The sequence below is a fragment of the Pseudomonas sp. 8209 genome (assembly GCF_028682105.1).
Taxonomy (GTDB): Bacteria; Pseudomonadota; Gammaproteobacteria; order Pseudomonadales; family Pseudomonadaceae; genus Aquipseudomonas; species Aquipseudomonas palmensis.
This window is the reverse complement of record NZ_JANIAH010000005.1, coordinates 313,371-338,582: the sequence shown is the minus strand read 5'-3', so window position 1 is coordinate 338,582 and position 25,212 is coordinate 313,371. Positions and strand designations below refer to the sequence as shown.

21 protein-coding genes are annotated in these 25,212 nt (G+C 64.7%); 16 read left to right on the top strand and 5 right to left on the bottom strand.

Going from position 1 to position 25,212, the window contains the following annotated elements; all coding sequences use genetic code 11:
• Positions 1–4: 4 nt before the first annotated feature.
• The 9 genes from murD to lpxC all read left to right on the top strand — a co-directional run bounded on the left by murD (position 5) and on the right by lpxC (position 10,442).
• The gene (gene murD / locus NP552_RS13135) at positions 5–1,351 is read left to right on the top strand and encodes a UDP-N-acetylmuramoyl-L-alanine--D-glutamate ligase (protein ID WP_274096801.1); all 1,347 of its coding nucleotides are present in this window, start codon (positions 5–7) and stop codon (positions 1,349–1,351) included.
• A complete protein-coding gene (gene ftsW / locus NP552_RS13130) occupies positions 1,348–2,562 on the top strand; it encodes a putative lipid II flippase FtsW (protein WP_054914837.1) in 1,215 nt (404 codons plus the stop codon). Before murD ends, ftsW begins: the two co-directional genes overlap by 4 nt.
• Positions 2,552–3,631, top strand: coding sequence for an undecaprenyldiphospho-muramoylpentapeptide beta-N-acetylglucosaminyltransferase (gene murG / locus NP552_RS13125; protein ID WP_104571975.1), 1,080 nt, complete (start codon positions 2,552–2,554; stop codon positions 3,629–3,631). Before ftsW ends, murG begins: the two co-directional genes overlap by 11 nt.
• Positions 3,624–5,078, top strand: a complete 1,455-nt coding sequence (murC, locus tag NP552_RS13120) for a UDP-N-acetylmuramate--L-alanine ligase (protein WP_043862068.1) — start codon at positions 3,624–3,626, stop codon at positions 5,076–5,078. The genes murG and murC overlap by 8 nt, the downstream gene beginning before the upstream one ends.
• Positions 5,075–6,031: a D-alanine--D-alanine ligase gene (locus tag NP552_RS13115; protein WP_274096800.1), complete on the top strand. Its 957-nt coding sequence runs from the start codon at positions 5,075–5,077 to the stop codon at positions 6,029–6,031. Before murC ends, NP552_RS13115 begins: the two co-directional genes overlap by 4 nt.
• 4 nt (positions 6,032–6,035) lie before the next feature.
• Positions 6,036–6,902 (top strand): cell division protein FtsQ/DivIB, encoded by an 867-nt coding sequence (locus tag NP552_RS13110; protein WP_058540880.1) that lies wholly within the window; start codon positions 6,036–6,038, stop codon positions 6,900–6,902.
• 15 nt (positions 6,903–6,917) lie between these two features.
• On the top strand, positions 6,918–8,171 hold the full coding sequence (ftsA, locus tag NP552_RS13105; protein WP_043862071.1) for a cell division protein FtsA: 1,254 nt from the start codon (positions 6,918–6,920) through the stop codon (positions 8,169–8,171).
• A 56-nt stretch (positions 8,172–8,227) separates the two neighbouring features.
• Entirely contained in the window at positions 8,228–9,418 is a 1,191-nt protein-coding gene (ftsZ, locus tag NP552_RS13100; protein WP_043862072.1) for a cell division protein FtsZ, read from the top strand.
• 112 nt (positions 9,419–9,530) lie between these two features.
• The gene (gene lpxC, locus NP552_RS13095) at positions 9,531–10,442 is read left to right on the top strand and encodes a UDP-3-O-acyl-N-acetylglucosamine deacetylase (protein ID WP_043862073.1); all 912 of its coding nucleotides are present in this window, start codon (positions 9,531–9,533) and stop codon (positions 10,440–10,442) included.
• Between the two features lie 99 nt (positions 10,443–10,541).
• On the opposite strand, the gene NP552_RS13090 is transcribed toward lpxC, so the two are convergent.
• The gene (locus NP552_RS13090) at positions 10,542–10,991 is read right to left on the bottom strand and encodes a DUF721 domain-containing protein (protein ID WP_054914835.1); all 450 of its coding nucleotides are present in this window, start codon (positions 10,989–10,991) and stop codon (positions 10,542–10,544) included.
• Positions 10,992–11,253: 262 nt separating this feature from the next.
• Between NP552_RS13090 and secA the strand changes: the two genes are divergently transcribed.
• The 4 genes from secA (at position 11,254) to NP552_RS13070 (ending at position 17,006) form a co-directional block, all read left to right on the top strand.
• Positions 11,254–13,989, top strand: coding sequence for a preprotein translocase subunit SecA (gene secA / locus NP552_RS13085; RefSeq protein ID WP_054914834.1), 2,736 nt, complete (start codon positions 11,254–11,256; stop codon positions 13,987–13,989).
• A 124-nt stretch (positions 13,990–14,113) separates the two neighbouring features.
• Positions 14,114–15,331, top strand: coding sequence for a bifunctional glutamate N-acetyltransferase/amino-acid acetyltransferase ArgJ (gene argJ, locus NP552_RS13080; protein WP_078479527.1), 1,218 nt, complete (start codon positions 14,114–14,116; stop codon positions 15,329–15,331).
• Between the two features lie 101 nt (positions 15,332–15,432).
• Complete coding sequence (locus NP552_RS13075) at positions 15,433–16,065, top strand: glutathione S-transferase (RefSeq protein WP_088515537.1); 633 nt, start codon at positions 15,433–15,435, stop codon at positions 16,063–16,065.
• A complete protein-coding gene (locus NP552_RS13070; protein WP_043862078.1) occupies positions 16,062–17,006 on the top strand; it encodes a Nudix family hydrolase in 945 nt (314 codons plus the stop codon). Before NP552_RS13075 ends, NP552_RS13070 begins: the two co-directional genes overlap by 4 nt.
• Positions 17,007–17,084: 78 nt before the next feature.
• On the opposite strand, the gene NP552_RS13065 is transcribed toward NP552_RS13070, so the two are convergent.
• From NP552_RS13065 to NP552_RS13055, 3 genes are read right to left on the bottom strand one after another with little or no spacing between them, the layout of a single operon-like run.
• Complete coding sequence (locus tag NP552_RS13065; RefSeq protein ID WP_043862079.1) at positions 17,085–17,645, bottom strand: cob(I)yrinic acid a,c-diamide adenosyltransferase; 561 nt, start codon at positions 17,643–17,645, stop codon at positions 17,085–17,087.
• Positions 17,646–17,647: 2 nt separating this feature from the next.
• A complete protein-coding gene (locus NP552_RS13060) occupies positions 17,648–19,684 on the bottom strand; it encodes an ATP-binding protein (RefSeq protein ID WP_054914831.1) in 2,037 nt (678 codons plus the stop codon).
• Between the two features lie 46 nt (positions 19,685–19,730).
• Positions 19,731–20,648, bottom strand: coding sequence for a putative 2-dehydropantoate 2-reductase (locus NP552_RS13055; RefSeq protein ID WP_274096799.1), 918 nt, complete (start codon positions 20,646–20,648; stop codon positions 19,731–19,733).
• A 116-nt stretch (positions 20,649–20,764) separates the two neighbouring features.
• On the opposite strand from NP552_RS13055, the gene NP552_RS13050 reads away from it, so the two are divergent.
• From NP552_RS13050 to NP552_RS13040, 3 genes are all read left to right on the top strand, one after another.
• Entirely contained in the window at positions 20,765–21,250 is a 486-nt protein-coding gene (locus NP552_RS13050) for a YajQ family cyclic di-GMP-binding protein (protein WP_043862082.1), read from the top strand.
• Positions 21,251–21,367: 117 nt separating this feature from the next.
• Positions 21,368–22,213, top strand: a complete 846-nt coding sequence (locus NP552_RS13045; RefSeq protein WP_043862083.1) for a mechanosensitive ion channel family protein — start codon at positions 21,368–21,370, stop codon at positions 22,211–22,213.
• Between the two features lie 196 nt (positions 22,214–22,409).
• Positions 22,410–23,654 (top strand): MFS transporter, encoded by a 1,245-nt coding sequence (locus NP552_RS13040; RefSeq protein WP_043862084.1) that lies wholly within the window; start codon positions 22,410–22,412, stop codon positions 23,652–23,654.
• Here NP552_RS13040 and NP552_RS13035 read toward each other — a convergent pair.
• Positions 23,651–25,204: an AmpG family muropeptide MFS transporter gene (locus NP552_RS13035; RefSeq protein ID WP_043862085.1), complete on the bottom strand. Its 1,554-nt coding sequence runs from the start codon at positions 25,202–25,204 to the stop codon at positions 23,651–23,653. The two genes, NP552_RS13040 and NP552_RS13035, sit on opposite strands and share 4 nt — an antisense overlap.
• Between the last annotated feature and the right edge of the window lie 8 nt (positions 25,205–25,212).

Sequence of the window (25,212 nt, the reverse complement as noted above, 5' to 3'; positions counted from 1 at the left end):
ACGAGTGTCCCTGATCGCGTCTGACCACTTCCGCATCGTTGTCGGCCTCGGCAAGAGCGGCATGTCCCTGGTTCGCTTCCTGGCGAACCGGGGCATTGCGTTTGCGGTGGCCGACACCCGCGAGAACCCGCCGGAGCTGGCGACCTTGCGTCGCGACTACCCGCAGGTGGAAGTGCGTTGTGGCGAGCTGGATGTGGAGTTCCTGTGCCGTGCCGACGAGCTGTACGTCAGCCCCGGCCTGGCCCTTGCGACCCCGGCCCTGCAGCAGGCGGCCGCGCGCGGCGTGAAGCTGTCGGGCGACATCGAGTTGTTCGCGCGCAATGCCAAGGCGCCGATCATTGCCATCAGCGGTTCCAATGCCAAGAGCACCGTCACCACCCTGGTCGGGGAGATGGCCGTTGCGGCAGGCAAACGTGTGGCAGTGGGCGGCAACCTCGGTACCCCGGCACTGGACCTGCTGGACGACGCCATCGAGCTGTACGTGATGGAGCTGTCGAGCTTCCAGCTGGAGACCACCGATCAGCTGAATGCCGAAGTGGCCACCGTGCTCAACGTCAGCGAAGACCACATGGACCGCTACAGCGGCCTGCCGGCCTATCACCTGGCCAAGCACCGGATCTTCCGGGGAGCACGGCAGGTGGTGGTCAACCGCCAGGATGCCCTGAGCCGTCCGCTGCCGATGGAAAACGTGCCGTGCTGGACGTTCGGCCTGAATGTGCCCGACTTCAAGGGCTTCGGGCTGCGCGAAGAGAACGGCGAGAAGTACCTGGCGTTCGAGTTCCAGACCCTGATGCCGGTGCGCGAGCTGAAGATCCGTGGTGCGCACAACCAGTCCAACGCCCTCGCGGCGCTGGCCCTGGGGCATGCTGCAGGCCTGCCGTTCGACGCCATGCTGGCCAGCCTGCGCACCTTTACCGGCCTGGCCCACCGTTGCCAGTGGCTGCGCGAGCGTGACGGCGTGAGCTGGTACGACGACTCCAAGGCCACCAACGTCGGTGCCGCGCTGGCGGCCATCGAGGGCCTGGGTGCGGATATCGACGGCAAGCTGGTGCTGGTGGCCGGCGGCGACGGCAAGGGCGCGGACTTCTCGGCGCTGCGTGCCCCGGTGGCGGCGCACTGCCGCGCCGTGGTGCTGCTGGGCCGTGATGCCGAGCGCCTGGCCCAGGCGTTGGGCGACAGCGTGCCGCTGATTCGCGTCGGCAGCCTCGACGAAGCCGTGCAGCAGGGCGCCGCGCTGGCCCAGCCAGGCGACGCCGTGCTGCTGTCGCCTGCCTGCGCAAGCCTGGACATGTTCAAGAACTTCGAAGAGCGTGGGCGCCTGTTCGCCCAGGCCGTGGAGGGGCTGGCATGATCTTCGGCATCATCAAGCCTTATCCGTCCCCCCTGGTCACCGGTCGCGGCATCGATCTCGATTTCGCCATGCTCGCTGGCTGCCTGGCGCTGCTGGGCCTTGGCCTGGTGATGATCACCTCGGCCTCCTCGGAAGTGGCCGCGTTGCAGTCGGGCAACCCGCTTTACCACATGATCCGTCACCTGGTGTACGTGGCCATCGGCCTGGTCGCCTGCGTCGTCACCATGATGGTGCCGATCGCCACCTGGCAGCGCATGGGCTTCATGATGCTGGTCGGTGCCTTCGGGTTGCTGGTGCTGGTACTGGTGCCGGGCATCGGCCGCGAAGTGAACGGCTCGATGCGCTGGATCGGCTTCAGCTTCTTCAACGTGCAGCCTTCCGAGATCGCCAAGGTGTTCGTGGTGATCTACCTGGCGGGCTACCTGGTGCGCCGCCAGACCGAGGTGCGCGAGAGCTGGATGGGCTTCTTCAAGCCGTTCATCGTGCTGCTGCCGATGGCCGGCCTGCTGCTGATGGAACCGGACTTCGGCGCCACGGTGGTGATGATGGGCGCCGCCGCGGCGATGCTGTTCCTGGGCGGGGTGGGGCTGTTCCGCTTCAGCCTGATGGTGGTGCTGGCGGTGGCGGCGGTGTTCATTCTGGTACAGGCGCAACCCTACCGGATGGCGCGCCTGATCACCTTCACCGACCCCTGGTCGGATCAATTCGGTTCCGGCTATCAGCTGACCCAGGCCCTGATTGCCTTCGGCCGCGGCGAGTGGCTGGGCGTGGGCCTGGGCAACAGCGTGCAGAAGCAGTTCTACCTGCCCGAAGCACACACCGACTTCGTGTTCTCGGTACTGGCCGAAGAGCTGGGCGTGGTCGGTTCGCTGCTGACCGTTGCGCTGTTCGTGTTCGTCAGCCTGCGCGCGATGTACATCGGTCTGTGGGCCGAGAAAGCCAAGCAGTTCTTTGCCGCCTACATGGCCTACGGCCTGGCCTTCCTGTGGATCGGCCAGTTCCTGATCAACATCGGAGTGAACGTCGGCCTGCTGCCGACCAAGGGCCTGACCCTGCCGTTCCTCAGCTACGGCGGCAGCTCGCTGGTGATCTGCTGCGTGTGCATGGGCCTGCTGCTGCGCATCGAGTGGGAGAGCCGCACGCACCTGGGCAGCGAAGAACATGAATTCGATGAGAGCGATTTTGCCGAGGAGCCAAGACATGGCCGTTGAAGGCAAAAACGTATTGATCATGGCAGGCGGCACCGGGGGCCACGTGTTCCCGGCCCTGGCCTGCGCCCGTGAGTTCCAGGCACGCGGTTACACCGTGCACTGGTTGGGCACCCCACGCGGTATCGAAAACGAGCTGGTGCCCCAGGCCGGGTTGCAACTGCACCTGATCCAGGTCACCGGCTTGCGTGGCAAGGGCAAGCTGTCGCTGCTCAAGGCGCCGTTCACCCTGTTCAAGGCGGTGCTGCAGGCGCGGCGCATCATCCGTCGGCTCAAGCCGGTGTGTGTGGTCGGCTTTGGCGGCTATGTGACCGGCCCGGGCGGTGTGGCGGCGAAGCTGGCTGGCGTGCCCGTGGTGATCCACGAGCAGAACGCCAAGGCCGGTACCGCCAATCGGCTGCTGGTGCCGCTGGCAGGCCGAGTCTGCGAAGCTTTCCCGAACACCTTCGAGGCCAGCGACAAACTGCGCACCACCGGCAACCCGGTGCGCGGCGAGCTGTTCCTGGAGCCTGTGCGCGAGCCACTGGCCGGTCGCCGCGCGCGCCTGCTGGTGCTGGGCGGCAGCCTGGGCGCGGAGCCGTTGAACAAACTGTTGCCGCAGGCCCTGGCCCTGGTACCCGAGGCCCTGCGCCCCGAGGTGTTCCACCAGGCCGGCAAGCAGCATGACCAGATTACCGCCGAGCGCTATCGCGAGGCCGGGATCGAGGCTCAGGTAGAGCCGTTCATCAAAGACATGGCCCACGCCTATGGCTGGGCCGACCTGGTGATCTGCCGGGCCGGTGCGCTGACCGTCAGCGAACTGGCTGCGGCCGGTCTGCCCTCGATGCTGGTGCCGCTGCCCCATGCCATCGACGATCACCAGACCCACAACGCCCACTATCTGGCACGTGAAGGCGCCGCCTTCCTGATGCCGCAAGCGACAACTGGCGCAGCGCAGCTCGCTGAACGCCTGAACGAGGTACTGATGCAACCGCAAAAACTCGACACCATGGCCAGCACCGCACGACGCCTGGCCAAACCCGCGGCTACCAGCACCGTGGTCGATATCTGCCTGGAGGTGGCCCATGGTTGAAAGCCAGAAAGCCATCCCGCAACCTGAAATGCGCCGTATCCGCCGCATTCACTTCGTCGGTATCGGCGGCGTGGGCATGTGCGGTATTGCCGAGGTATTGCTCAACCTGGGTTACCAGGTTTCCGGCTCGGACCTCAAGGCCTCGCCGGTCACCGAGCGCCTGGAGTCCTTTGGTGCCGAAATCTTCCTTGGCCACCGCGCCGAGAACGCCGCCAGTGCCGATGTACTGGTGGTGTCCAGCGCCATCAATACGGCCAACCCGGAAGTGGCGACGGCCCTTGAGCGGCGTATCCCCGTGGTACCGCGTGCCGAGATGCTCGCCGAACTGATGCGCTATCGCCACGGCATCGCGGTAGCCGGTACCCACGGCAAGACCACCACCACCAGCCTGCTGGCCTCGGTGTTCGCCGCCGGCGGCCTGGACCCGACCTTCGTGATCGGTGGCCGGCTGAATGCAGCAGGTACCAATGCACAACTGGGTACCAGCCGCTACCTGATTGCCGAAGCCGACGAAAGCGACGCCAGCTTCCTGCACCTGCAGCCGCTGGTGGCCGTGGTCACCAACATCGACGCCGACCACATGGCGACCTATGAAGGCGACTTCAACAAGCTGAAGAAGACCTTCGTCGAGTTCCTCCACAACCTGCCGTTCTACGGCCTGGCCGTGGTATGCCTGGATGATCCGGTGGTGCGCGAGATCCTGCCGCTGGTCAAGCGCCCGGCAGTGACCTACGGCTTTGCCGAGGAAGCCGACGTGCGCGCGATCAATGTGCGCCAGTCGGGCATGCAGACCCACTTCACCGTGCTGCGCCGTGACCGCGAGCCGCTGGACGTGTCGGTGAACATGCCGGGCAACCACAATGTGCTCAATGCACTGGCCACCATTGCCATCGCCACCGACGAGGGCATCAGCGACGAGGCCATCGTGCAGGGGCTTTCGGGCTTCCAGGGCGTGGGCCGACGTTTCCAGGTGTACGGCGAACTGCCGGTCGACGGTGGCAGCGTGATGCTGGTGGACGACTACGGTCACCACCCCACCGAAGTGGCGGCCGTGATCAAGGCCGTGCGCGGTGGCTGGCCGGAGCGCCGCCTGGTGATGGTCTACCAGCCGCACCGCTACAGCCGTACCCGCGACCTGTACGACGACTTCGTGCAGGTGCTGGCCGATGCCAACGTGCTGCTGCTGATGGAGGTCTACCCGGCCGGCGAAGAGCCGATCCCGGGGGCCGACAGCCGCCAGCTGTGCCACAGCATCCGTCAGCGTGGCCAGCTGGACCCGATCTACATCGAGCGCGGCATCGAGCTGGCGCCACTGGTCAAGCCGCTGCTGCGTGCCGGTGACATCCTGCTGTGCCAGGGTGCCGGCGACATCGGTGGCCTGGCCCCGCAATTGTTGAAAAGCCCATTGTTCGCGGGCGCGGTTGCCACCGCAGGGAAGGCCAAATGACTGCTCAATACTCCAAGCTGCACTCGACCATCGACCCGAAGGCCTTCGGCCGTGTCGGCGTGCTGTACGGCGGCAAGAGCGCCGAGCGCGAGGTGTCGCTCAAGTCCGGCGCCGCAGTGATCGAGGCGCTCACCAGAGCCGGCGTCGAGGTGATCGCCATCGATGTGGGTGACGATCTGCTCGACCGTCTGCAGCGCGAGAAGCTCGACCGCGCCTTCATCATTCTCCACGGCCGTGGCGGTGAAGACGGCAGCATGCAGGGCCTGCTCGAGTGCCTGGGTATCCCCTACACCGGCAGCGGCATCCTGGCGTCGGCCCTGGCGATGGACAAGTTGCGCACCAAACAGGTGTGGAAAAGCCTGGGTATTCCAACCCCGCACCACGCGGTGCTGGCCAGCGAGCAAGACTGTATTTCTGCGGGCGCGGAACTGGGCTTCCCTTTGATCGTCAAACCGGCCCATGAAGGCTCCAGTATCGGTATGGCGAAAGTGAGCAGCGTCGAAGAATTGATCGTTGCCTGGAAGGACGCCGCCACCTACGACTCGCAAGTATTGGTTGAACAATGGATTCACGGTCCGGAGTTCACCATTGCCGTGCTGCGCGGCCAGGTGCTGCCGCCGATTGCGCTGGGCACCCCGCACACGTTCTACGACTACGACGCCAAGTACGTCGCCAACGATACCCAGTACCGCATTCCGTGCGGCCTGGACGCTGCCAAGGAACAGGAACTGATCGAACTGACCGCACGTGCGTGCGACGCCATCGGCATTGCCGGCTGGGGTCGTCTGGACGTGATGCAGGACGAGCAGGGCAACTTCTGGCCTCTGGAAGTCAACACCGCACCAGGCATGACCGATCACAGCCTGGTCCCAATGGCGGCACGCGCGGCCGGCCTGGACTTCCAGCAGTTGGTGCTGGCGATCCTGGCGGCCAGCGTCGAGGCGCGAGGTTAAGCCCATGCAAGGCGCGATGGTACGTCATCAGCAACCCGCCACCGGCCGCAAGCCGGTGCCGCGCGGTGCCAGCCGGATGGTGGCCAAGGAGCCACTGTCGGCGCGCCTGCCCAAGGCCAATTTCAGCGTGTTCAAGCGTCTGCTGTGGCCGGTTCTGCTGGTAGCGGCCGGGTTCGGTGCCTACGAGGGCGCACAGCGCCTGATGCCGTATGCCGACCGGCCGATCACCAAGATCGCCGTGCAGGGCGACCTGAGCTACATCAGCCAGCAGGCCGTGCAGCAGCGTATCGCGCCCTATGTGGCCGCCAGCTTCTTCACCGTCGACCTGGCCAGCATGCGCACCGAGCTCGAGCAGATGCCGTGGATCGCGCATGCCGAAGTGCGCCGCGTGTGGCCGGACGAAGTGGTGATCCGCCTCGAGGAACAGCTGCCGGTGGCGCGCTGGGGCGACGAGGCCCTGCTCAACAACCAGGGCCAGGCCTTCACCCCGCGCGAGCTGGCCAACTACGAGCACCTGCCGCAGCTGTTCGGGCCGCAGCGGGCGCAGCAGCAAGTGATGCAGCAATATCAGGTACTGAGCCAGATGTTGCGGCCCATGGGCTTCTCGATCGCCCGGCTGGAACTGCGCGAGCGGGGCAGCTGGTTCCTGACCACCGGTGCCGGCAGCGCCGGGCCGGGTATCGAGTTGCTGCTGGGGCGCGACCATCTGGTGGAAAAGATGCGCCGCTTCATTGCCATTTACGACAAGACGCTCAAAGAACAGATCACGAACATCGCCCGCATCGATCTGCGTTACGCCAATGGCCTGGCCGTTGGCTGGCGGGAACCGAATGCACCGACGACAGCCCAACCCGCTGTTGCGAAGAATTAGAGAGAGGCAGGACCCATGGCAAATGCGCATAGCGGCAAAATGATCGTCGGGCTGGATATCGGTACGTCCAAGGTGGTTGCACTGGTGGGCGAAGTGGCCGCCGATGGCACCCTGGAAATCGTCGGTATCGGCACCCATCCATCGCGCGGGCTGAAGAAGGGCGTGGTGGTCAATATCGAATCCACCGTGCAGTCGATCCAGCGCGCCGTCGAAGAGGCCCAGCTGATGGCTGGCTGCCGGATTCACTCGGCGTTCGTCGGCGTGGCGGGCAATCACATCCGCAGCCTGAACTCCCACGGTATCGTCGCCATCCGCGATCGCGAAGTCAGCGCGGCGGACCTGGAGCGGGTGCTGGACGCGGCCCAGGCCGTGGCCATCCCGGCCGACCAGCGGGTGCTGCACACCCTGCCGCAGGACTACGTGATCGACAACCAGGAAGGCGTGCGCGAGCCGCTGGGCATGTCCGGCGTGCGCCTGGAAGCCAAGGTGCACGTGGTCACCTGTGCGGTCAATGCAGCACAGAACATCGAAAAATGCGTGCGCCGCTGCGGCCTTGAAATCGACGACATCATCCTCGAGCAACTGGCCTCGGCCTACTCGGTGCTGACCGATGACGAAAAAGAGCTGGGCGTGTGCCTGGTGGACATCGGCGGCGGTACCACCGACATCGCGATCTTCACCGAGGGCGCCATCCGCCACACGGCGGTGATTCCGATTGCCGGCGACCAGGTGACCAACGACATCGCCATGGCGCTGCGTACCCCCACCCAGTACGCCGAAGAGATCAAGATCCGCTACGCCTGTGCCCTGGCCAAACTGGCCGGTGCCGGCGAAACCATCAAGGTGCCGAGCGTGGGCGATCGTCCGCCGCGCGAACTGTCGCGCCAGGCCCTGGCCGAAGTGGTCGAGCCACGCTACGACGAACTGTTCACCCTGATCCAGGCCGAACTGCGTCGCAGTGGCTACGAAGACCTGGTGCCGGCCGGCATTGTGCTCACCGGCGGTACCGCCAAGATGGAAGGCGCGGTGGAACTGGCCGAAGAGATTTTCCACATGCCGGTACGCCTGGGCGTGCCTTACACCGTGCGGGGCCTGAGCGACGTGGTGCGCAACCCCATCTATTCCACCGGCGTGGGCCTTCTGACCTATGGCCTGCAGAAGCAGTCCGAAGGCGTGACCCTGACCGGTATCAGCAGCAACAGCTATGGCGATGAACCGAAGGCCCCGGTGCTTGAGCGACTCAAGCGCTGGGTCCAGGGCAACTTTTAAGTTTCAAAGCAGTAGTAGTAGGCGCAAAAAACTAGAGAACTGAAAGGAGAGGGAAAATGTTCGAGCTCGTAGACAACGTCCCGCAAAGCCCGGTCATCAAAGTGATCGGCGTCGGTGGCGGCGGTGGCAACGCCGTCAATCACATGGTCAAGAGCAACATCGAAGGCGTCGAATTCATCTGCGCCAACACCGATGCTCAAGCGCTGAAAAACATCGGCGCGCGCACCATCCTGCAACTGGGTACCGGCGTGACCAAGGGCCTGGGTGCAGGTGCCAATCCGGAAGTCGGTCGTCAGGCCGCGCTGGAAGACCGTGAGCGCATCGCCGAAGTGCTGCAAGGCACCAACATGGTGTTCATCACCACCGGCATGGGCGGCGGTACCGGTACCGGTGCTGCTCCGATCATCGCCGAAGTGGCCAAGGAAATGGGCATCCTCACCGTTGCGGTGGTGACCCGTCCGTTCCCGTTCGAAGGTCGCAAGCGCATGCAGATCGCCGACGAGGGCATCCGTGCCCTGGCCGACAGCGTCGATTCGCTGATCACCATTCCGAACGAGAAGCTGCTGACCATCCTGGGCAAGGATGCCAGCCTGCTGTCGGCCTTCGCCAAGGCTGACGACGTGCTCGCCGGTGCCGTTCGCGGTATCTCCGACATCATCAAGCGCCCGGGCATGATCAACGTCGACTTCGCCGACGTGCGTACCGTGATGAGCGAGATGGGCATGGCCATGATGGGTACCGGCTGCGCCAGCGGTCCGAACCGTGCGCGTGAAGCGACCGAGGCGGCCATCCGCAACCCGCTGCTCGAAGACGTCAACCTGCAGGGCGCCCGCGGCATTCTGGTGAACATCACCGCAGGTCCTGACCTGTCGCTGGGTGAATACTCCGATGTGGGCAGCATCATCGAGGCATTCGCCTCCGACCACGCCATGGTCAAGGTCGGTACCGTCATCGACCCGGACATGCGCGACGAGCTGCACGTCACCGTGGTAGCCACCGGCCTGGGTGCCAAGATCGAGAAACCGGTCAAGGTCATCGACAACACCCTGCAAGCGTCCGCTGTACAGACCCCAGCCCCTGCACCGGCCCGTCCGGAGCAACCTTCGGTCAACTACCGCGATCTGGAGCGTCCGACCGTCATGCGCAACCAGGCTCACGCCGGGGCCGCTGCGGCACAGAAGCTGAACCCGCAGGACGACCTGGATTATCTGGATATCCCGGCTTTCCTGCGTCGTCAGGCCGATTAATGGAATTTATCAGGGCTATGAAGGTGATTGGTGTTCAGCAAAGGCCGGGTCTGCTATTATCCTCAGCCTTTGTTGATACCAGTTCGCAATTTGCGCTGAAGCGGCCAATGCCATGATTAAACAACGCACCCTGAAAAATATCATCCGTGCCACAGGTGTCGGTCTGCACTCCGGGGAAAAGGTTTACCTGACCCTCAAGCCCGCCCCTGTGGATACCGGCATCGTATTTTGCCGTGCCGACCTCGACCCTGTGGTGCAGATCCCTGCCCGTGCGGAAAACGTCGGCGAGACGACCATGTCCACGACACTGGTCAATGGCGATACCAAGGTAGACACGGTAGAGCACCTGCTCTCGGCCATGGCTGGCCTGGGCATCGATAACGCCTACGTCGAGCTCTCCGCGTCCGAAGTGCCAATTATGGACGGCAGCGCCGGGCCCTTTGTATTCCTGATTCAATCTGCCGGCCTGGAAGAACAGGACGCAGCCAAGAAGTTCATCCGCATCCTGCGTGAAGTGACAGTGGAAGACGGCGACAAGCGCGCCACTTTCCTGCCTTTCGAAGGGTTCAAGGTGAGTTTCGAGATCGATTTCGACCACCCGGTGTTCCACAACCGGACCCAGAGTGCCAGCGTGGACTTTTCCAGCACCTCGTTCGTGAAGGAAGTCAGCCGCGCCCGTACCTTCGGGTTCATGAGTGACATCGAGTACCTGCGCAAGCACAACCTCGCCCTCGGCGGCAGCGTGGAAAACGCCATCGTCGTGGACAAGGATGGCGTGCTCAACGAAGACGGCCTTCGCTACGAAGACGAATTCGTCAAGCACAAGATCCTCGATGCGATTGGCGACCTCTACCTGCTGGGCAACAGCCTGATCGGCGAGTTCAAGGGCTACAAGTCCGGACACGCGCTGAACAATCAGCTGCTGCGCAAGCTGATCGAGGAAACCGATGCGTGGGAAGTGGTGACGTTCGAAGATGCCAGCACGGCACCGATCTCTTACATGCGTCCGGTTGCGGCAGTGTAAGTACGAACTCTCTCTTCTTTAGTTATTTTTTGGGGCTGCCTTCGGGTGGCCCTTTTTTATTGCCGCGCACTCGCAGGTTTGCGAGCGCTGTGCGCTCGTCTATCCCTTGCCGTGCCTGGCCAGGCGCTCCAGCGCCGCCTTGAGCTTGGGGTCGGTGATCCCTTCGGCCGTAGCGTGGATGTTCTGCGCCGAACGTGTCGAGATGTCCATCGGGTGCCCCGCCGCGGGTGCCACACCGGCCACCGGCTGCACCCTGAAATTGATGCGGGTCAGGCTGCTGAAGGCCTCCATCATCTGCAACTGGCGCAGCAGGCGTTTCTGCTGGTAGCGCAGGCGCGTGGCCCAGTGCCCGTCGGTGACGATCAGCAGCAGCGTACCCTCGCGCCAGGAGGCCACATGGCAATGCTCGCGCGCTGCCGGCTGCAACTGGCTCTCCACCAGGCGCTGCAGCTGGGCCAGGCGCTGGGCCTGGCTGAACAGGGCCTTGAGCGGTCGCGCTTCACGCAAAAGCACGGCGGGTGCACGGGCGGGCAGGGGGCGAAAAGCCATGGGCAGGGTCCGAAAAATACAGTGGCGCCATCTTAACAGATCGCCCCGCCGGTAATTCTTCATGTGACGATGGGTTGAAGTTGGCGAAAAAGGCCTTATTGTAAAAAAGCCCCGTCAAAAGCGCTGTGCCAGCATCGTGGAAATCCGCCACTTTCCTCACCATCGTTTCCGGGTAGAATGCTCGTTCGCATGCGGCCATAAGGGCTGCACGGGCGACTCACGGGGCCGCCCTCCATCCCTATGTGTGGAAGATCCTGCCAATATGTTTGCGCCTTTGTTAAAAAAACTTTTTGGAAGCAAGAACGAGCGTGAAGTCAAACGCATGCTCAAGACGGTACAGATCGTCAATGCCTTCGAAGAGCAGATGGTCGCCCTGACGGACGAGCAGTTGCGGGCCAAGACCGCAGCGTTCAAAGAGCGCCTGGCCAAAGGCGAGACCCTTGACCAACTGTTGCCCGAAGCCTTCGCCGTTGCGCGCGAGGCCGGCAAGCGGGTCATGGGCATGCGTCACTTCGATGTACAGCTGATCGGTGGCATGACCTTGCACGAGGGCATGATCGCAGAGATGCGTACCGGTGAAGGCAAGACCCTGGTGGCGACCCTGGGCGTGTACCTCAACGCGCTGTCCGGCAAGGGCGTGCACGTGGTCACGGTCAACGACTACCTGGCCCGCCGCGACGCCAACTGGATGCGCCCTCTGTATGAATACCTGGGCCTCACCGTGGGTGTGGTCACCCCGTTCCAGCCGCCGGAAGAAAAGCGCATCGCCTATGCCGCCGACATCACCTACGGCACCAACAACGAATTCGGTTTCGACTACCTGCGCGACAACATGGCGTTCAGCATGGAAGAGAAATTCCAGCGCGAGCTGAATTTCGCCGTGATCGACGAAGTCGACTCCATCCTGATCGACGAAGCCCGTACCCCGCTGATCATCTCCGGCCAGGCCGAAGACAGCTCCAAGCTGTACATCGAGATCAACAAGCTGATCCCGCAGCTCAAGCAGCACATCGAAGAGGTCGAAGGCCAGGTCACCCAGGAAGGCCACTACAGCATCGACGAGAAGACCCGCCAGGTCGAACTCAACGAAGCCGGCCACCAGTACATCGAAGAGATGCTCACCCAGGTCGGCATGCTGGCCGAGGGCGAGAGCCTCTACTCGGCGCACAACCTGGGCCTGCTGACCCACGTGTATGCCGGCCTGCGTGCCCACAAGCTGTTCCACCGCAACGTCGAGTACATCGTGCAGGACGGCCAGATCCTGCTGATCGACGAGCACACCGGCCGCACCATGCCGGGCCGTCGCCTGTCCGAGGGCCTGCACCAGGCCATCGAGGCCAAGGAAAACCTGAACATCCAGCCCGAGAGCCAGACCCTGGCCTCGACCACGTTCCAGAACTACTTCCGCCTGTACAACAAGCTGTCCGGCATGACCGGTACCGCTGACACCGAAGCGTTCGAATTCGCCCAGATCTACCAGCTCAACGTGATGGTGATCCCGCCGAACAAGCCGCTGGCGCGCAAGGACTTCAACGACCTGGTCTACCTGACCGCCGAAGAGAAGTACACCGCGATCATCGCCGACATCAAGGAGAGCATGGCTTCCGGGCGACCGGTGCTGGTGGGTACCGCCACCATCGAAACCTCCGAGCACATGTCCAACCTGCTGATCAAGGAAGGCATCGATCACAAGGTCCTGAACGCCAAGTTCCACGAGAAGGAAGCCGAGATCATCGCCCAGGCCGGTCGCCCGGGTGCACTGACCATCGCCACCAACATGGCCGGTCGTGGTACCGACATCCTGCTGGGCGGCAACTGGGAAGTCGAAGTGGCTGCCATGGACAACCCGACGCCCGAGCAGGTTGCCCAGGTCAAGGCCGACTGGCAGAAGCGTCACCAGCAGGTGATCGAGTCCGGTGGTCTGCACGTGATCGCCTCCGAGCGCCACGAATCGCGCCGTATCGACAACCAGTTGCGTGGCCGTTCCGGCCGTCAGGGCGACCCGGGCTCGAGCCGCTTCTACCTGTCGCTGGAAGACAGCCTGATGCGCATCTTCGCCTCCGACCGGGTCAAGAACTTCATGAAGGCCCTGGGCATGCAGTCCGGCGAGGCCATCGAGCACCGCATGGTCACCAACGCCATCGAGAAGGCCCAGCGCAAGGTCGAAGGTCGCAACTTCGACATCCGCAAGCAACTGCTCGAATTCGACGACGTGGCCAACGAGCAGCGTAAGGTCATCTACCACATGCGCAACAGCCTGCTGGCGGCGACCAACATCGGCGACACCATCGCCGAGTTCCGCCAGGAAGTGCTCGATGCCACCGTGGCCCAGCACATCCCGCCACAGTCGCTGCCCGAGCAGTGGGACGTGCCGGGCCTGGAAGCGGCACTGGCCAGCGATTTCGGGGTCAAGCTGCCGATCCAGCAGTGGCTGGACGAAGACGACCACCTGTACGAAGAGACCCTGCGCGAGAAGTTGATGGCCGAGCTGATGGCGGCCTACAACGAGAAGGAAGAGCAGGCCAGCGCCGATGCCCTGCGTACCTTCGAGAAGCAGATCCTGCTGCGTGTGATCGACGACCTGTGGAAAGACCACCTGTCGACCATGGATCACCTGCGCCACGGTATCCACCTGCGTGGCTACGCCCAGAAGAACCCGAAGCAGGAATACAAGCGCGAGTCGTTTGCCCTGTTCCAGGAACTGCTGGACTCGATCAAGCGCGACACCATCCGCGTGCTCTCGCACGTTCAGGTTCGCCGCGAAGACCCGATCGAAGAGGAAGCACGCCTGCGCCGCGAAGCCGAAGAGCTGGCCCAGCGCATGCAGTTCCAGCACGCCGAGGCCCCTGGCCTGGAGGCGGGCGAGCTGCTTGAGGAGGGTGCCGACGTCGCCGTGGCCGCAGCGCCGGTGCGCAACGAGCAGAAGCTGGGCCGCAACGAACCCTGCTGGTGCGGTTCGGGCAAGAAGTTCAAGCAGTGCCACGGCAAGATCGACTGATCGCACCGCCGTTGCCCCCTGCTGATATCTGAACACCGCGCCGCGACGGGCCCAACCGTCGCGGCGTTGTTCCATCTCAAGCGCCGGTATCTCGAGCCGGCGCCTTTTTTCTAGGAGCGCTTTCATGGCTGTCGGTCTTGGTCCTTTGCCAACGTTGCACCCGGTTCCAGGTTTTGAACTCGGTATTGCCTCTGCGGGCATCAAGCGCCCCGGGCGCAAGGACGTTGTGGTAATGCGCTGCGCCGAAGGCTCCAGCGTTGCCGGCGTGTTCACCCTCAATGCGTTCTGCGCTGCCCCGGTGATCCTGGCCAAGCAGCGCGTGCAGGGCAGTGTGCGTTACCTGCTGACCAACACCGGCAACGCCAACGCCGGTACCGGCGCCCCCGGCCTGGCCGCTGCCGAGCGCACCTGCGCCAGGCTGGCCGAGCTGGCGGGTGTCGACGCCGATGCGGTGCTGCCGTTCTCCACCGGTGTGATCGGTGAGCCACTGCCGGTCGAGAAGATCGAAGGCGCGCTGCAGGCCGCCCTGGACGACCTGTCGGAAAACAACTGGGCCGAGGCCGCCACCGGCATCATGACCACCGACACCCTGCCCAAGGGTGCCAGCCGCCAGTTCCAGCATGACGGCGTGACCATCACCGTGACCGGCATCAGCAAGGGCGCCGGGATGATCCGCCCGAACATGGCGACCATGCTCGGCTACATCGCCACCGACGCCAAGGTGGCGCCGGCCGTGCTCAAGGACCTGCTGCTGGACGGCGCCAACAAGTCGTTCAACCGCATCACCATCGACGGCGATACCTCGACCAACGATTGCTGCATGCTGATCGCCACCGGCAAGGCCGACGTGGCTGAAGTGACCGAAGCCCGCGGCCCGCTGTTCGACGCGCTGAAAAAGGCGGTGTTCGAGGTGTGCATGGAAGTGGCCCAGGCCATCGTGCGTGACGGTGAAGGCGCGACCAAGTTCGTGACCGTTCAGGTCAACGGTGGTGGCAATCATCAGGAATGCCTGGACGTCGGCTATGCCGTGGCGCATTCGCCGCTGATCAAGACCGCGCTGTTCGCCTCCGACCCGAACTGGGGCCGGATCCTGGCAGCTGTGGGCCGTGCTGGCGTGCCGAACCTGGACGTGAGCCTGATCGACGTGTACCTGGACGATGTGTGCATCGCCAGCAAAGGCGGCCGCAACGCCACCTACACCGAGGCCCAGGGCTCGGCCGTGATGGCCCAGGAAGAGATCACCATCCGCATCGACCTGGGGCGTGGCGACTGCAGCGAGACGATCTGGACCACCGACCTGTCCCATGAGTATGTGAAGATCAACGCCGAATACCGTACCTGACCGTATTGCGGGTCAAGCCCGCTCCCTCAAGGATTGCAGTAACCCTGTGGGAGCGGGCTTGACCCGCGATAGGCCCCCGCACATCCCGATGGAGCCCACCCATGAGCTACCAACTGATCATCGGCGACAAGCTGTATTCCTCCTGGTCGCTGCGCGCCGCCCTGGCCCTCGAGCTGGCCAGGGTGCCCTACACCGAACTGCTGATCACCCTCAACCAGCCCGATACCCGCCAGCGCATCCTGGCGCACTCCGCCACCGGCAAGGTGCCCCTGCTCAAGTCCGAACACGGCACCATCGCCGATTCTCTGGCAATCGCCGAATACCTGGCCGAGCGCCACCCTGAAGCCAACCTGTGGCCCAGCGACATCGCTGCCCGGGCCCAGGCGCGTTCGGCCTGCGCGCAGATGCACAGTGGCTTCTTCGCCCTGCGCAGCACCATGCCGATGAACCTGGACCACGATCAGGCCCTTGAGAGCATTCCACTCGAGGTGCAGATCGACATCGATCGCATCGTCGCGCTGTGGTCCGAGTGCCGCCTGGTGGCCAAGACCCCGGGCCCGTACCTGTTCGGCGAACTGAGCCTGGCCGACGCCTTCTTCGCCCCGGTGGCGGTGCGCCTGCGCAGCTACCGTGTCGAACTGCCAGCGGCAGCCGCCGCCTACGTCGAGGCCATCTACCAGTGGCCGGCCTTCCAGGCCTGGCAGCAGGCTGCGCTGGCGGAGCGTGCGTCGTGAAGCGGGTGCATGTTGCCGCTGCGGTGATCCGTGGCACCGACGGGCGCATCCTGATTGCGCGCCGTGCCGACAGCCAGCATCAGGGCGGCCTGTGGGAGTTTCCCGGCGGCAAGGTGGAGGCGGGGGAGGCGGTCGAGATCGCCCTGGCCCGCGAGCTGCACGAGGAACTGGGCATCGTCGTGACCCGTGCGCGGCCCTTGATCAAGGTGCGTCACGACTACCCCGACAAGCAGGTGCTGCTGGACGTGTGGGAGGTCGACGGCTTTACCGGGGAGCCCCATGGCGCCGAAGGCCAGCCACTGGCCTGGGTGTCGCCACGCGAACTGCCGCAATACGACTTCCCTGAAGCCAACCAGCCCATCGTGGCGGCCGCGCGGTTGCCTGGCCACTACCTGATCACCCCGGGCGAACTGGAAGCCCCGCAGTTGCTGCGCGGCATCCAGAAGGCGATTGCCGGCGGGATCAAGCTGGTGCAGTTGCGTGCGCCCAACGGCTACGACCCCAAGTACCGCGATGTGGCGGTGGATGCGGTGGGGCTGTGTGCCGGCAAGGCGCAGTTGATGCTCAAGGGGCCGCTGGAGTGGCTGGGCGATTTCCCGGCGGCAGGGTGGCACCTTACGGCCGAGCAGTTGCGCAAATACGCTCCCAAGGGCCGACCGTTCCCCAGGGAGCGCTGGCTGGCCGCGTCATGTCACAACGCCGAAGAACTGGCGCTGGCCGAGCAGATGGGGGTGGATTTCGTCACCCTGTCGCCGGTGCAGGCGACCCAGACGCATCCCGAGGCGGTACCGTTGGGCTGGGAGCAGGCCAGCGAGCTGATCGAAGGCTTCAACCGGCCGGTGTATGTGCTGGGTGGCGTGGGGCCGGCTGATTGCGAGCGGGCCTGGCAGTTCGGCGCCCAAGGCGTGGCCGGAATTCGGGCATTCTGGCCTGAGGCCTGAGTGAAGCCTCGCCGGCAAGGCCGGCTCCTACAGACGGCGCTGACCTTTGTAGGAGCCGGCCTTGCCGGCGAAGCGGCGTCATGGCCTGGCCGCAGCCTGCCACAACACCTCCGCCACCCCCTGGCGCCGCGCAATCACCCGCGCCGCCACGAACAGCAAGTCCGACAGCCGATTGATGTACGCCAGCCCCACCCCCGCCAGCGGCTCTGCCGCATTCAACTGCTGACACCGCCGCTCCGCACTGCGGGCCAGGCTGCGGCATACATGGGCCTGGGCAATCAGCGCCGAACCGCCCGGCAGAATGAAGTTCTCCAGAGGCCCCAGCTCTTCGTTCCAGTGGTCGATCGCCGCTTCCAGGCGCTGCACCTCGGCCTCGTTCAAGGCCTGGTAACTGGGCATCGCCAGCTCACCACCCAGGTCGAACAGCCGATGCTGACACGGCGCCAGCACTTCGACCACCTCGTCCAGGTGTTGCTCGGCCAGGCCTGCCAGCAACACGCCCAGCTGGCTGTTGAGCGTGTCCACCTCGCCGATGGCCTCGATGCGCGGATGGTCCTTGGCGACGCGACGGCCGTCGCCCAGGCCGGTTTCGCCCTTGTCGCCGGTGCGGGTGTAAATCTTCGACAAGCGAAAACCCATGCTCATGACTCCATCGTTGGCGGGCCGGGGGGTGGCATCGGCAGGTTGCTCAGCGGCAGGCGCAAGGTGAAGCACGTGCCCTGACCTGGCGCCGACTGCACCTCCATCTGGCCCTTGTGGTTGTTGGTGATGATGAAATACGACACTGACAGGCCCAGGCCAGTGCCCTGGCCGATTTCCTTGGTGGTGAAGAACGGCTCGAAGGTGCGCTTGCGCACCGCCTCGGGCATGCCCACGCCGTTGTCTTCGACCTGGATCTCGGCCCACGGCGGGTTGAGCCGGGTACGCAGGATGATACGCCCCGGTTCGCTGTCGTCTTCGCGCTGGTGAATCGCCTGGGCGGCGTTCTTGAGCAGGTTGAGCAGCACCTGTTCCAGCTCGTTGGCGGTGCCGGGCACCGGGCCCAGGGCCGGGTCGAACTGGCGCACGATGGCCTGGCCCTTGAAGTCGAAGCCTTCGGTCAGGTCGAAGTCGTTGCCGGCGATCTCCACCGCCTGGTCGATCAGTGCCGGCAGGTCGCACGGTGCCATCTGGCGGTTGCTGCGGCGGCTGAAGCTGAGCATGTGGGTGACGATCTTGGCCGCCCGTGCGCCGGCCTGCTGGATGCCATCGAGCAACTGGGGTACCTGGCGGTTTTCCAGGTACTGGTTGACCGTACCCAGGTCGATGCCGGTTTCGCTGGCCTGCTCCAGGTTCTTCGGCAGGTCGGGGGACAGGCGTCGACGGATGTTCTGCACGTTGTGCAGGATCGCCCCCAGCGGGTTGTTGATCTCGTGGGCCATGCCAGCAGCCAGGCCACCGACCGAGAGCATCTTCTCCGACTGCACCATCATCTCTTCGAGCGACAGGCGCTGGGTGATGTCGTCGATGCGAATCACCACGCCGCGCCCGCCACCGCCCATCAGCGGGTAGAAGGTCAGGGCGTAGTGGCGCGCATCGTCGCCCCTGGTCCAGGTGACCCGCTCGATCTTGGCCACGCGGTGCTTCTCGACGCTTTCCTTGAGCTGCGGCAGGAACGGCTTGAGCGGCTCGAACGCGAGGAAGATCGGCTGGTTCAGCGCCTCGTCCAGCGGCGTGCCGGAAAGCGCGCTGGCCTCCTGGTTCCACTGGGTCACGTAGAGCTGTTCGTCCAGGGCGATCAGTGCCGAGGGCATGGAGTCGATGATGCTGTTGAGGTAGTTCTGAAAGCCGGTGAGCTTGCGCTCGATCTTGCTGCGCACCTGTACTTCGAGTTCCAGTTTGCGGTTGGTGTGACGGGTTTCCTCGGCCAGGCCCTGGGCCTGGTCATAGGCGGTCTGGAATTCATCGCGGGCGCGCTTGAGTTGCTGTTCGCGGGCTTCGATGCGCGACAGCATGGTGTTGAACGCCTCGGCCAGGCTGCCGATTTCGTCGCGGTTGCCGGGGCGCGCGCGCAGGGCATAGTTCTCTTCGCGGGTTACCTGGCGCGAGAGCTGTTCGAGCTGGTAGATCGGCTGGGTGATCAGGCGCTTGATCTGCCGCGCAATCAGCATCCATAGCAGGATGCTGAACACCAGGATGCCCAGGCTGGCGGTCAGTGTGCCGGTATAGAAGGCCATCGGCAGCTCGCTGCTGGCCACCAGCAGCAGATGCCCGGGCGGGTTGCCGGGGCGCGGCAGGGTTACCAGCTGGGTGCTGCGAAACTCGGTCAGGCGCCAGCTCTCGATGTTGCGGTAGCGCTTGGGCACTGCCAGGGGTTCGCCGTGCTGCAACTGCGCCAGCAGCTTGCCGTCGCTGCCATACAGCGCGGCGGCGCGCAGCGGGGTGTAGCTGTCCAGTTCCTTGAGCAGGTCGTTGGCCGCCTCTGGCGAGTCGGCGGCGCGCTGTGCCAGCTCCGGGTGCGATACCAGGCGGCCGATGGTCTGCAGGGCCTGGGGCGCCATGGCCTCCTGGGAGATCCAGTAGGCGGCGCTGATGAAGGTCAGGTTGGCCACCAGCAGAATGGTGATCAGCAGCACCAGCAGGGCGGCCAGCAGCTTCTGGCCGACCGGCAGGTTTTCCAGGCGTTCGCGCAAGGGCATGGTGACGGCGTGATCCTGTGGGTGGAGGGGCAGGGTAGCGTTGCCCTCAGTCGCTGGGCAACCCGCGTGCGTTCAGGTGTTCGACCAGGCGCCGGTGCAGCCGTTCAAGGTGCGCCAGATGGCGGCCGTGGCGGGCGGCAACGCGGCAGGCGTGGCCGAGCAGGTAGTGGATCTCGGTGCGTCGGCCCTGGCGCACGTCCTGGTACATGGAAGAGTAGTTCGCCGCCGTGGCCTGGATGACCCGTTCGACCTCGACCTGCAGGTCGGAGGCGGCTTTGGGCTGGCCGCAGTGCTGCAGCAGCTCGGCCAGCTCCGCGCACAGCGTGGCCACCTCGCAGTGATGCTCGGCCAGGCCGCCGTTGCGGCACGCATGCAGCACGGTCAGTGGGTTGATGGCGCAGTTGAGCGCCAGCTTGCGCCACAGCCGGGTGAGGATGTCCGGGGTCCACTGGTGCGGGATGCCGGCGTCGGTCAGGTCGTCGAGCCAATCGGGCGGCAGCGGGTTGGCCGGGTCGCCCAGCCAGTTGAAGCCATGCCCGGCAAAGTTCACCTGCCAGTCGGCTTCGCGAAACGCGCCCTCGGTGCTGGAGGCGAAGATGCAGCGTGCGTGGGGGACCTGGCTGGCGACTTCGTCCTGGCTGCCCAGGCCGTTCTGCAGCAGCACCAACTCGGCATTGCGCGCCAGTCGCGGCGCCAGCTGCGCCACTGCCGCGGGCGCGTCGTAGGCCTTGCAGGCCACCAGCAGCCGGTGGATAGGCGTGCCTGCATCGGCGGTTTCGGCGGGGATCGCGTGGCGCTGCGCCTGGCCGTTGTGTACCAGGCTCAGGCCGCCCGCCGCCTCGTAGGCGTGCAGGCGCGCAGGGTCGCGCAGGATCAGGCGGACCGCCTTGCCGGCCTGTGCCAGGCGGCAGGCCCAGAGGCTGCCCAGGCTGCCGGCGCCGAGAATATGCCAGGTGCTGCTCATCTGCGTTTCGCAACCGTTATAATGAACCCGCATTTTAACCGTCAAACCCGGCACGCTCCATCATGCTCTGCGACCAGGGGCCCATGAGCGTGCGTTTATTTTTTTGGAGAATGGATATGCCGTCGTTCGACGTGGTATCGGAACTGGACAAGCACGAAGTCACCAACGCCGTGGAAAACGCGGTCAAGGAGCTCGACCGCCGCTACGACCTCAAGGGCAAGGGCAGCTTCGAGTTCAAGGAAAAGGAACTGACCGTCAATCTCACCGCCGAGGCCGAGTTCCAGCTCGAGGCGATGATCGACATCCTCAAGCTGGCGCTGGTCAAGCGCAAGATCGACGTGCAGTGCCTGGAGGTCAAGGATGCCTTCGCATCGGGCAAGGTGATGAAGCAGGAAGCGACGCTGAAGGAAGGCATCGACAAGGAACTGGCCAAGAAGATCGTCGCCCACATCAAGGATGCCAAGCTCAAGGTCCAGGCCGCCATCCAGGGCGAGCAGGTACGTGTCACCGGCAAGAAACGCGACGACCTGCAGGAGGCCATCGCGGCCCTGCGTGCCAAGGAGTTCGGCATGCCGCTGCAGTTCAACAACTTCCGCGACTGATCCCCGTGTACCCGGAACCTTGGCGCCGTTTCGGCGTCCGAGGTTTCTGCGGCCGCTGAAACGATTGCGGCGCCACGCTTTCCCCGTTTTTTGCCGCCCGGCATCAGGAGACAACCTATGGATTTGAACGCTGAAGTGGATCAGCTGGTCAGGACTTCGCAGACCTGGATCCCGATGATCATGGAATATGGCAGTCGCCTGTTGCTGGCGCTGCTGACCCTGGCCATCGGCTGGTGGGTGATCAACAAGGTCACCTACCGCCTGGGCAAGCTGCTGGCCCTGCGCAACGCCGACCTGGCGCTGCAAGGCTTCATCAGCAGCCTGGCGAACATCATTCTGAAGATCCTGCTGGTGGTCAGCGTGGCCTCGATGATCGGCATCGAGACCACCTCGTTCGTGGCCGCCATCGGTGCCGCCGGCCTGGCCATCGGCCTGGCCTTGCAGGGCAGCCTGGCGAACTTCGCCGGCGGGGTGCTGATCCTGCTGTTCCGTCCGTTCCGCCTGGGCGACTGGATCGAGGCCCAGGGGGTCAGCGGTACCGTGGACAGCATCCAGATCTTCCACACGGTGCTGCGTACCGGTGACAACAAGACGGTGATCCTGCCCAACGGCAGCCTGTCCAACGGCATCATCACCAACACCAACCGCCAGCCGACCCGCAAGGTGGTGTTCGATGTGGGCGTGGACTACGAGGCCGATCTGCAGGTAGCGCGCAAGGTGCTGCTGGACCTGGCCAATGACCCGCGGGTGCTGCAGGAACCGGGCGCGCCCCAGGCGGTGATTTCGGCACTGGGCGACAGCTCGATCACCGTGTCGCTGCGAGCCTGGGTGAAGACGGCTGACTACTGGGACGTGATGTTCATGCTCAACGAGCATGCGCGCGACCGGTTGAAGGCCGAGGGCATCGACATCCCGTTTCCGCAGCGGGTAATCCGTGTGGTGCAGGAAGCGGCCGTGCAGTAACAACGCCTCGAGCTCATCGCGGGTCAAGCCCGCTCCCACAGGTACATCATGTGTCTGGAGACAGTGATGACCGCGTGGGAGCGCGGCTTGCCCCGCGATGCGGGTGTACCGATTACACTTGTTCACTTCTTGTTACTGTTCGACCTTTGCCTTTTCTGGCATACAGGCTGGCTGATTTTCCCTGCCAGGCCTTGCCATGCTTACCCCGCTGATAAACATCACCCCGTTCCGGGCATTCTGTTTCGCCATGACCCTGGCGTTGTTCGAATTGCTGACCTACCTGGCCAGCGACGTGGTGATGCCTGCCATGCCCACGGTGGTGGGCGACCTGAATGCCAGCCCCGAATTCATCCCCCATGCGCTGAACCTCTACCTGCTTGGCGGTGTGCTGCTGCAGTGGCTGATCGGCCCGCTGGCCGACCGCTACGGGCGGCGTCCGCTGCTGCTGTGGGGGTGCGCCATCTTCTGCCTGGCCTGCCTGGCCACCTACTGGGTCGAGGGCATCGAGCTGTTCAACCTGCTGCGCCTGTTGCAGGGTATCGGCCTGGGCTTTGTGGTCACGGTCAGCTACCCGGCCCTGAACGAAGCCTTCAGCGAGGCGGATGCGGTGCGCATGATGGCCCTGCTGGCCAACATCGCGCTGCTTTCGCCGCTGCTCGGCCCACTGGTAGGCACCGTGCTGCTGGAATGGGTCTCGTGGCGCTGGCTGTTCGTACTGTTCGCAGGGTTCGCCGTGCTGACCTGGTGCGCGCTGTACCGCTTCATGCCTGAAACCCTGGGGGTGGAGCGGCGCGACGGTACGCGCCTGGCCTTCCAGCCCATCCACCTGCTGCCCTTGCTGGCCGGTTACGGGCAACTGCTGGGCAACCGCCGCTTCGTTGCCGGCAGCGCTGCCCTGGGCCTGGTGGGCCTGCCGCTGATCGGCTGGATCGGTCTGTCGCCGGTGCTGCTGATTCATGACGAGGGCTTGAGCACCCTGGACTATGCGCTGTGGCAATTGCCGGTGTTCGGCGGCCTGATTGCGGGCAACCTGATCATCAACCGTATTGCCGAGCGCTACAGCCTGCGCGCGCTGATCCGCAAGGCCCTGTGGCCGTATCTGATCGGCCTGGGCGCGGCCATGCTGGGCACCTGGCTGTACCCTTCGGTGTTCAGCCTGGTGGCGGGCATGTCGCTGTACGCATTGGGCCTGGGCATCGCCAACGCGGTGCTGTACCGCATGACGCTGTTCTCCAGCGAGCAGAGCAAGGGCCTGGTGTCGGCGATGCTGGGCATGATCACCATCGCCTTGCTGGGCCTGGGCGGCGCCTTGCTGGCGATGCTGGGGGCAGGGGCGAGCCTGTTGAGCTTCGCCCTGGCGGCAGGTTGCGCCGGGTTGCTGGCGCTGTGGCCATTGCGCACGGTGCTGCAGGACGACGCGGAACTGGCGTCGCTGGCCTAGGCTCCGGGGCGCTCGGTGGTCTCGGGCTCCACGGGGGCCAGCTTGCCGCGCCGCAGTTCCTGGTGCCAGTGCAAGGCAATCAGGATCAGCGTTGGCACCCCGAGCATCGCGGTGATCAGGAAGAAGTCGTGATAGCCGTACTTCTCGACCATCACGCCTGAGTAGCCACCGATCAGGCGCGGCAACAGCAGCATGATCGAGCTGAGCAGGGCGTACTGGGTGGCCGAGAACTTCAGGTTGGTCAGGCTCGACAGGTAGGCCACGAAGGCCGAGGTCGCCAGACCCGAGCTGAAGTTGTCGAGCGAGATGGTCACCACCAGCATCTGCAGGTTCGGCCCCATGTCGGCGAGCATCAGGAACAGCAGGTTGGTCGCCGCAGAGGTCACACCGCCGATGAACAGGATCGGCAGGATGCCGAAGCGCACGATCAGCAGGCCGCCCATGCCGGCCCCGAACAGGGTCATGAACAGGCCGAAGATCTTGCTGACGCTGGCGATCTGGTCCTTGGTGAAGCCCTGGTCGATGTAGAACACGTTGGCCATCACGCCCATCACCGTGTCCGACATGCGGTAGGTGGCGATCAGCCCCAGCAGCAGCAGCGCCTGCCAGCGGTAGCGCACGATGAAGTCGTTGACCGGAGTCAGCACCGGGGCCAGCCCGCGTCGCCCCATGGACGACAGGCACAGCGTGGTGAGGGTGATGTAGAGGATCGCGCGCAGGAAGGCGCGGTCTTCAAGCAGCAGGTCGAGCAGGCTGGCGCCTTCGAACAGCACGCTGGCGAAATCGGTGTTGTACAGCTGGGTGAACATCGCCGGTACCGACACCAGCAGAATGATCAGCACGAAGACCGAGGCCAGCTGGTGGCCGAAGCCGTAGCGCGCCGCCGACAGCTGGGTACGCAGGGGTACGGGCGGCTCGCGCATCAGCAGGCTGGTGATCAGGGCGGGCACCATCAGCACGCCGAACAGCACATAGGTGCCGGTCCAGGCGCTGTGCTTGTAGCTGAAGCCGGTGGAGCCGAACCCTTCGGCAAAGAACAGCGCGCCCGCGGTGGCCAGCAGGGCGGCGACCCGGTAGCCGGCCATGTAGCTGGCGGCCAGGGCGGCCTGGCGCTGGTCGCCGGCGATCTCGAGGCGGTAGGCATCCACGGCGATGTCCTGGGTGGCCGAGGCGAAGGCCACCAGCACCGCCAGCGCGATCAGCCACGACAGGTGCTTCTGCGGGTCGCAAAAGCCCATGCCGACCAGGCCGATGACCACCAGGATCTGTGACAGCACCAGCCAGGAACGGCGTCGGCCAAGCTTGCCCAGCAATGGCAGGCGCCATTGGTCCAGCAGTGGCGACCATACCCACTTGAAGGCGTAGGCCAGGCCGATCAGGCTGGCATAACCGATGGTTTCACGGGCAACCCCGGCTTCGCGCAGCCATACCGACAGGGTCGAGAACACCAACATATAGGGCAGGCCGGCGGCAAAGCCGAGCAGCAACAGCACCAGGGTCGACGGGCTGGCATAGGCAGCGAGCGCAGCGCGCCAGGTTTTACGGGGCATGGGCCAAC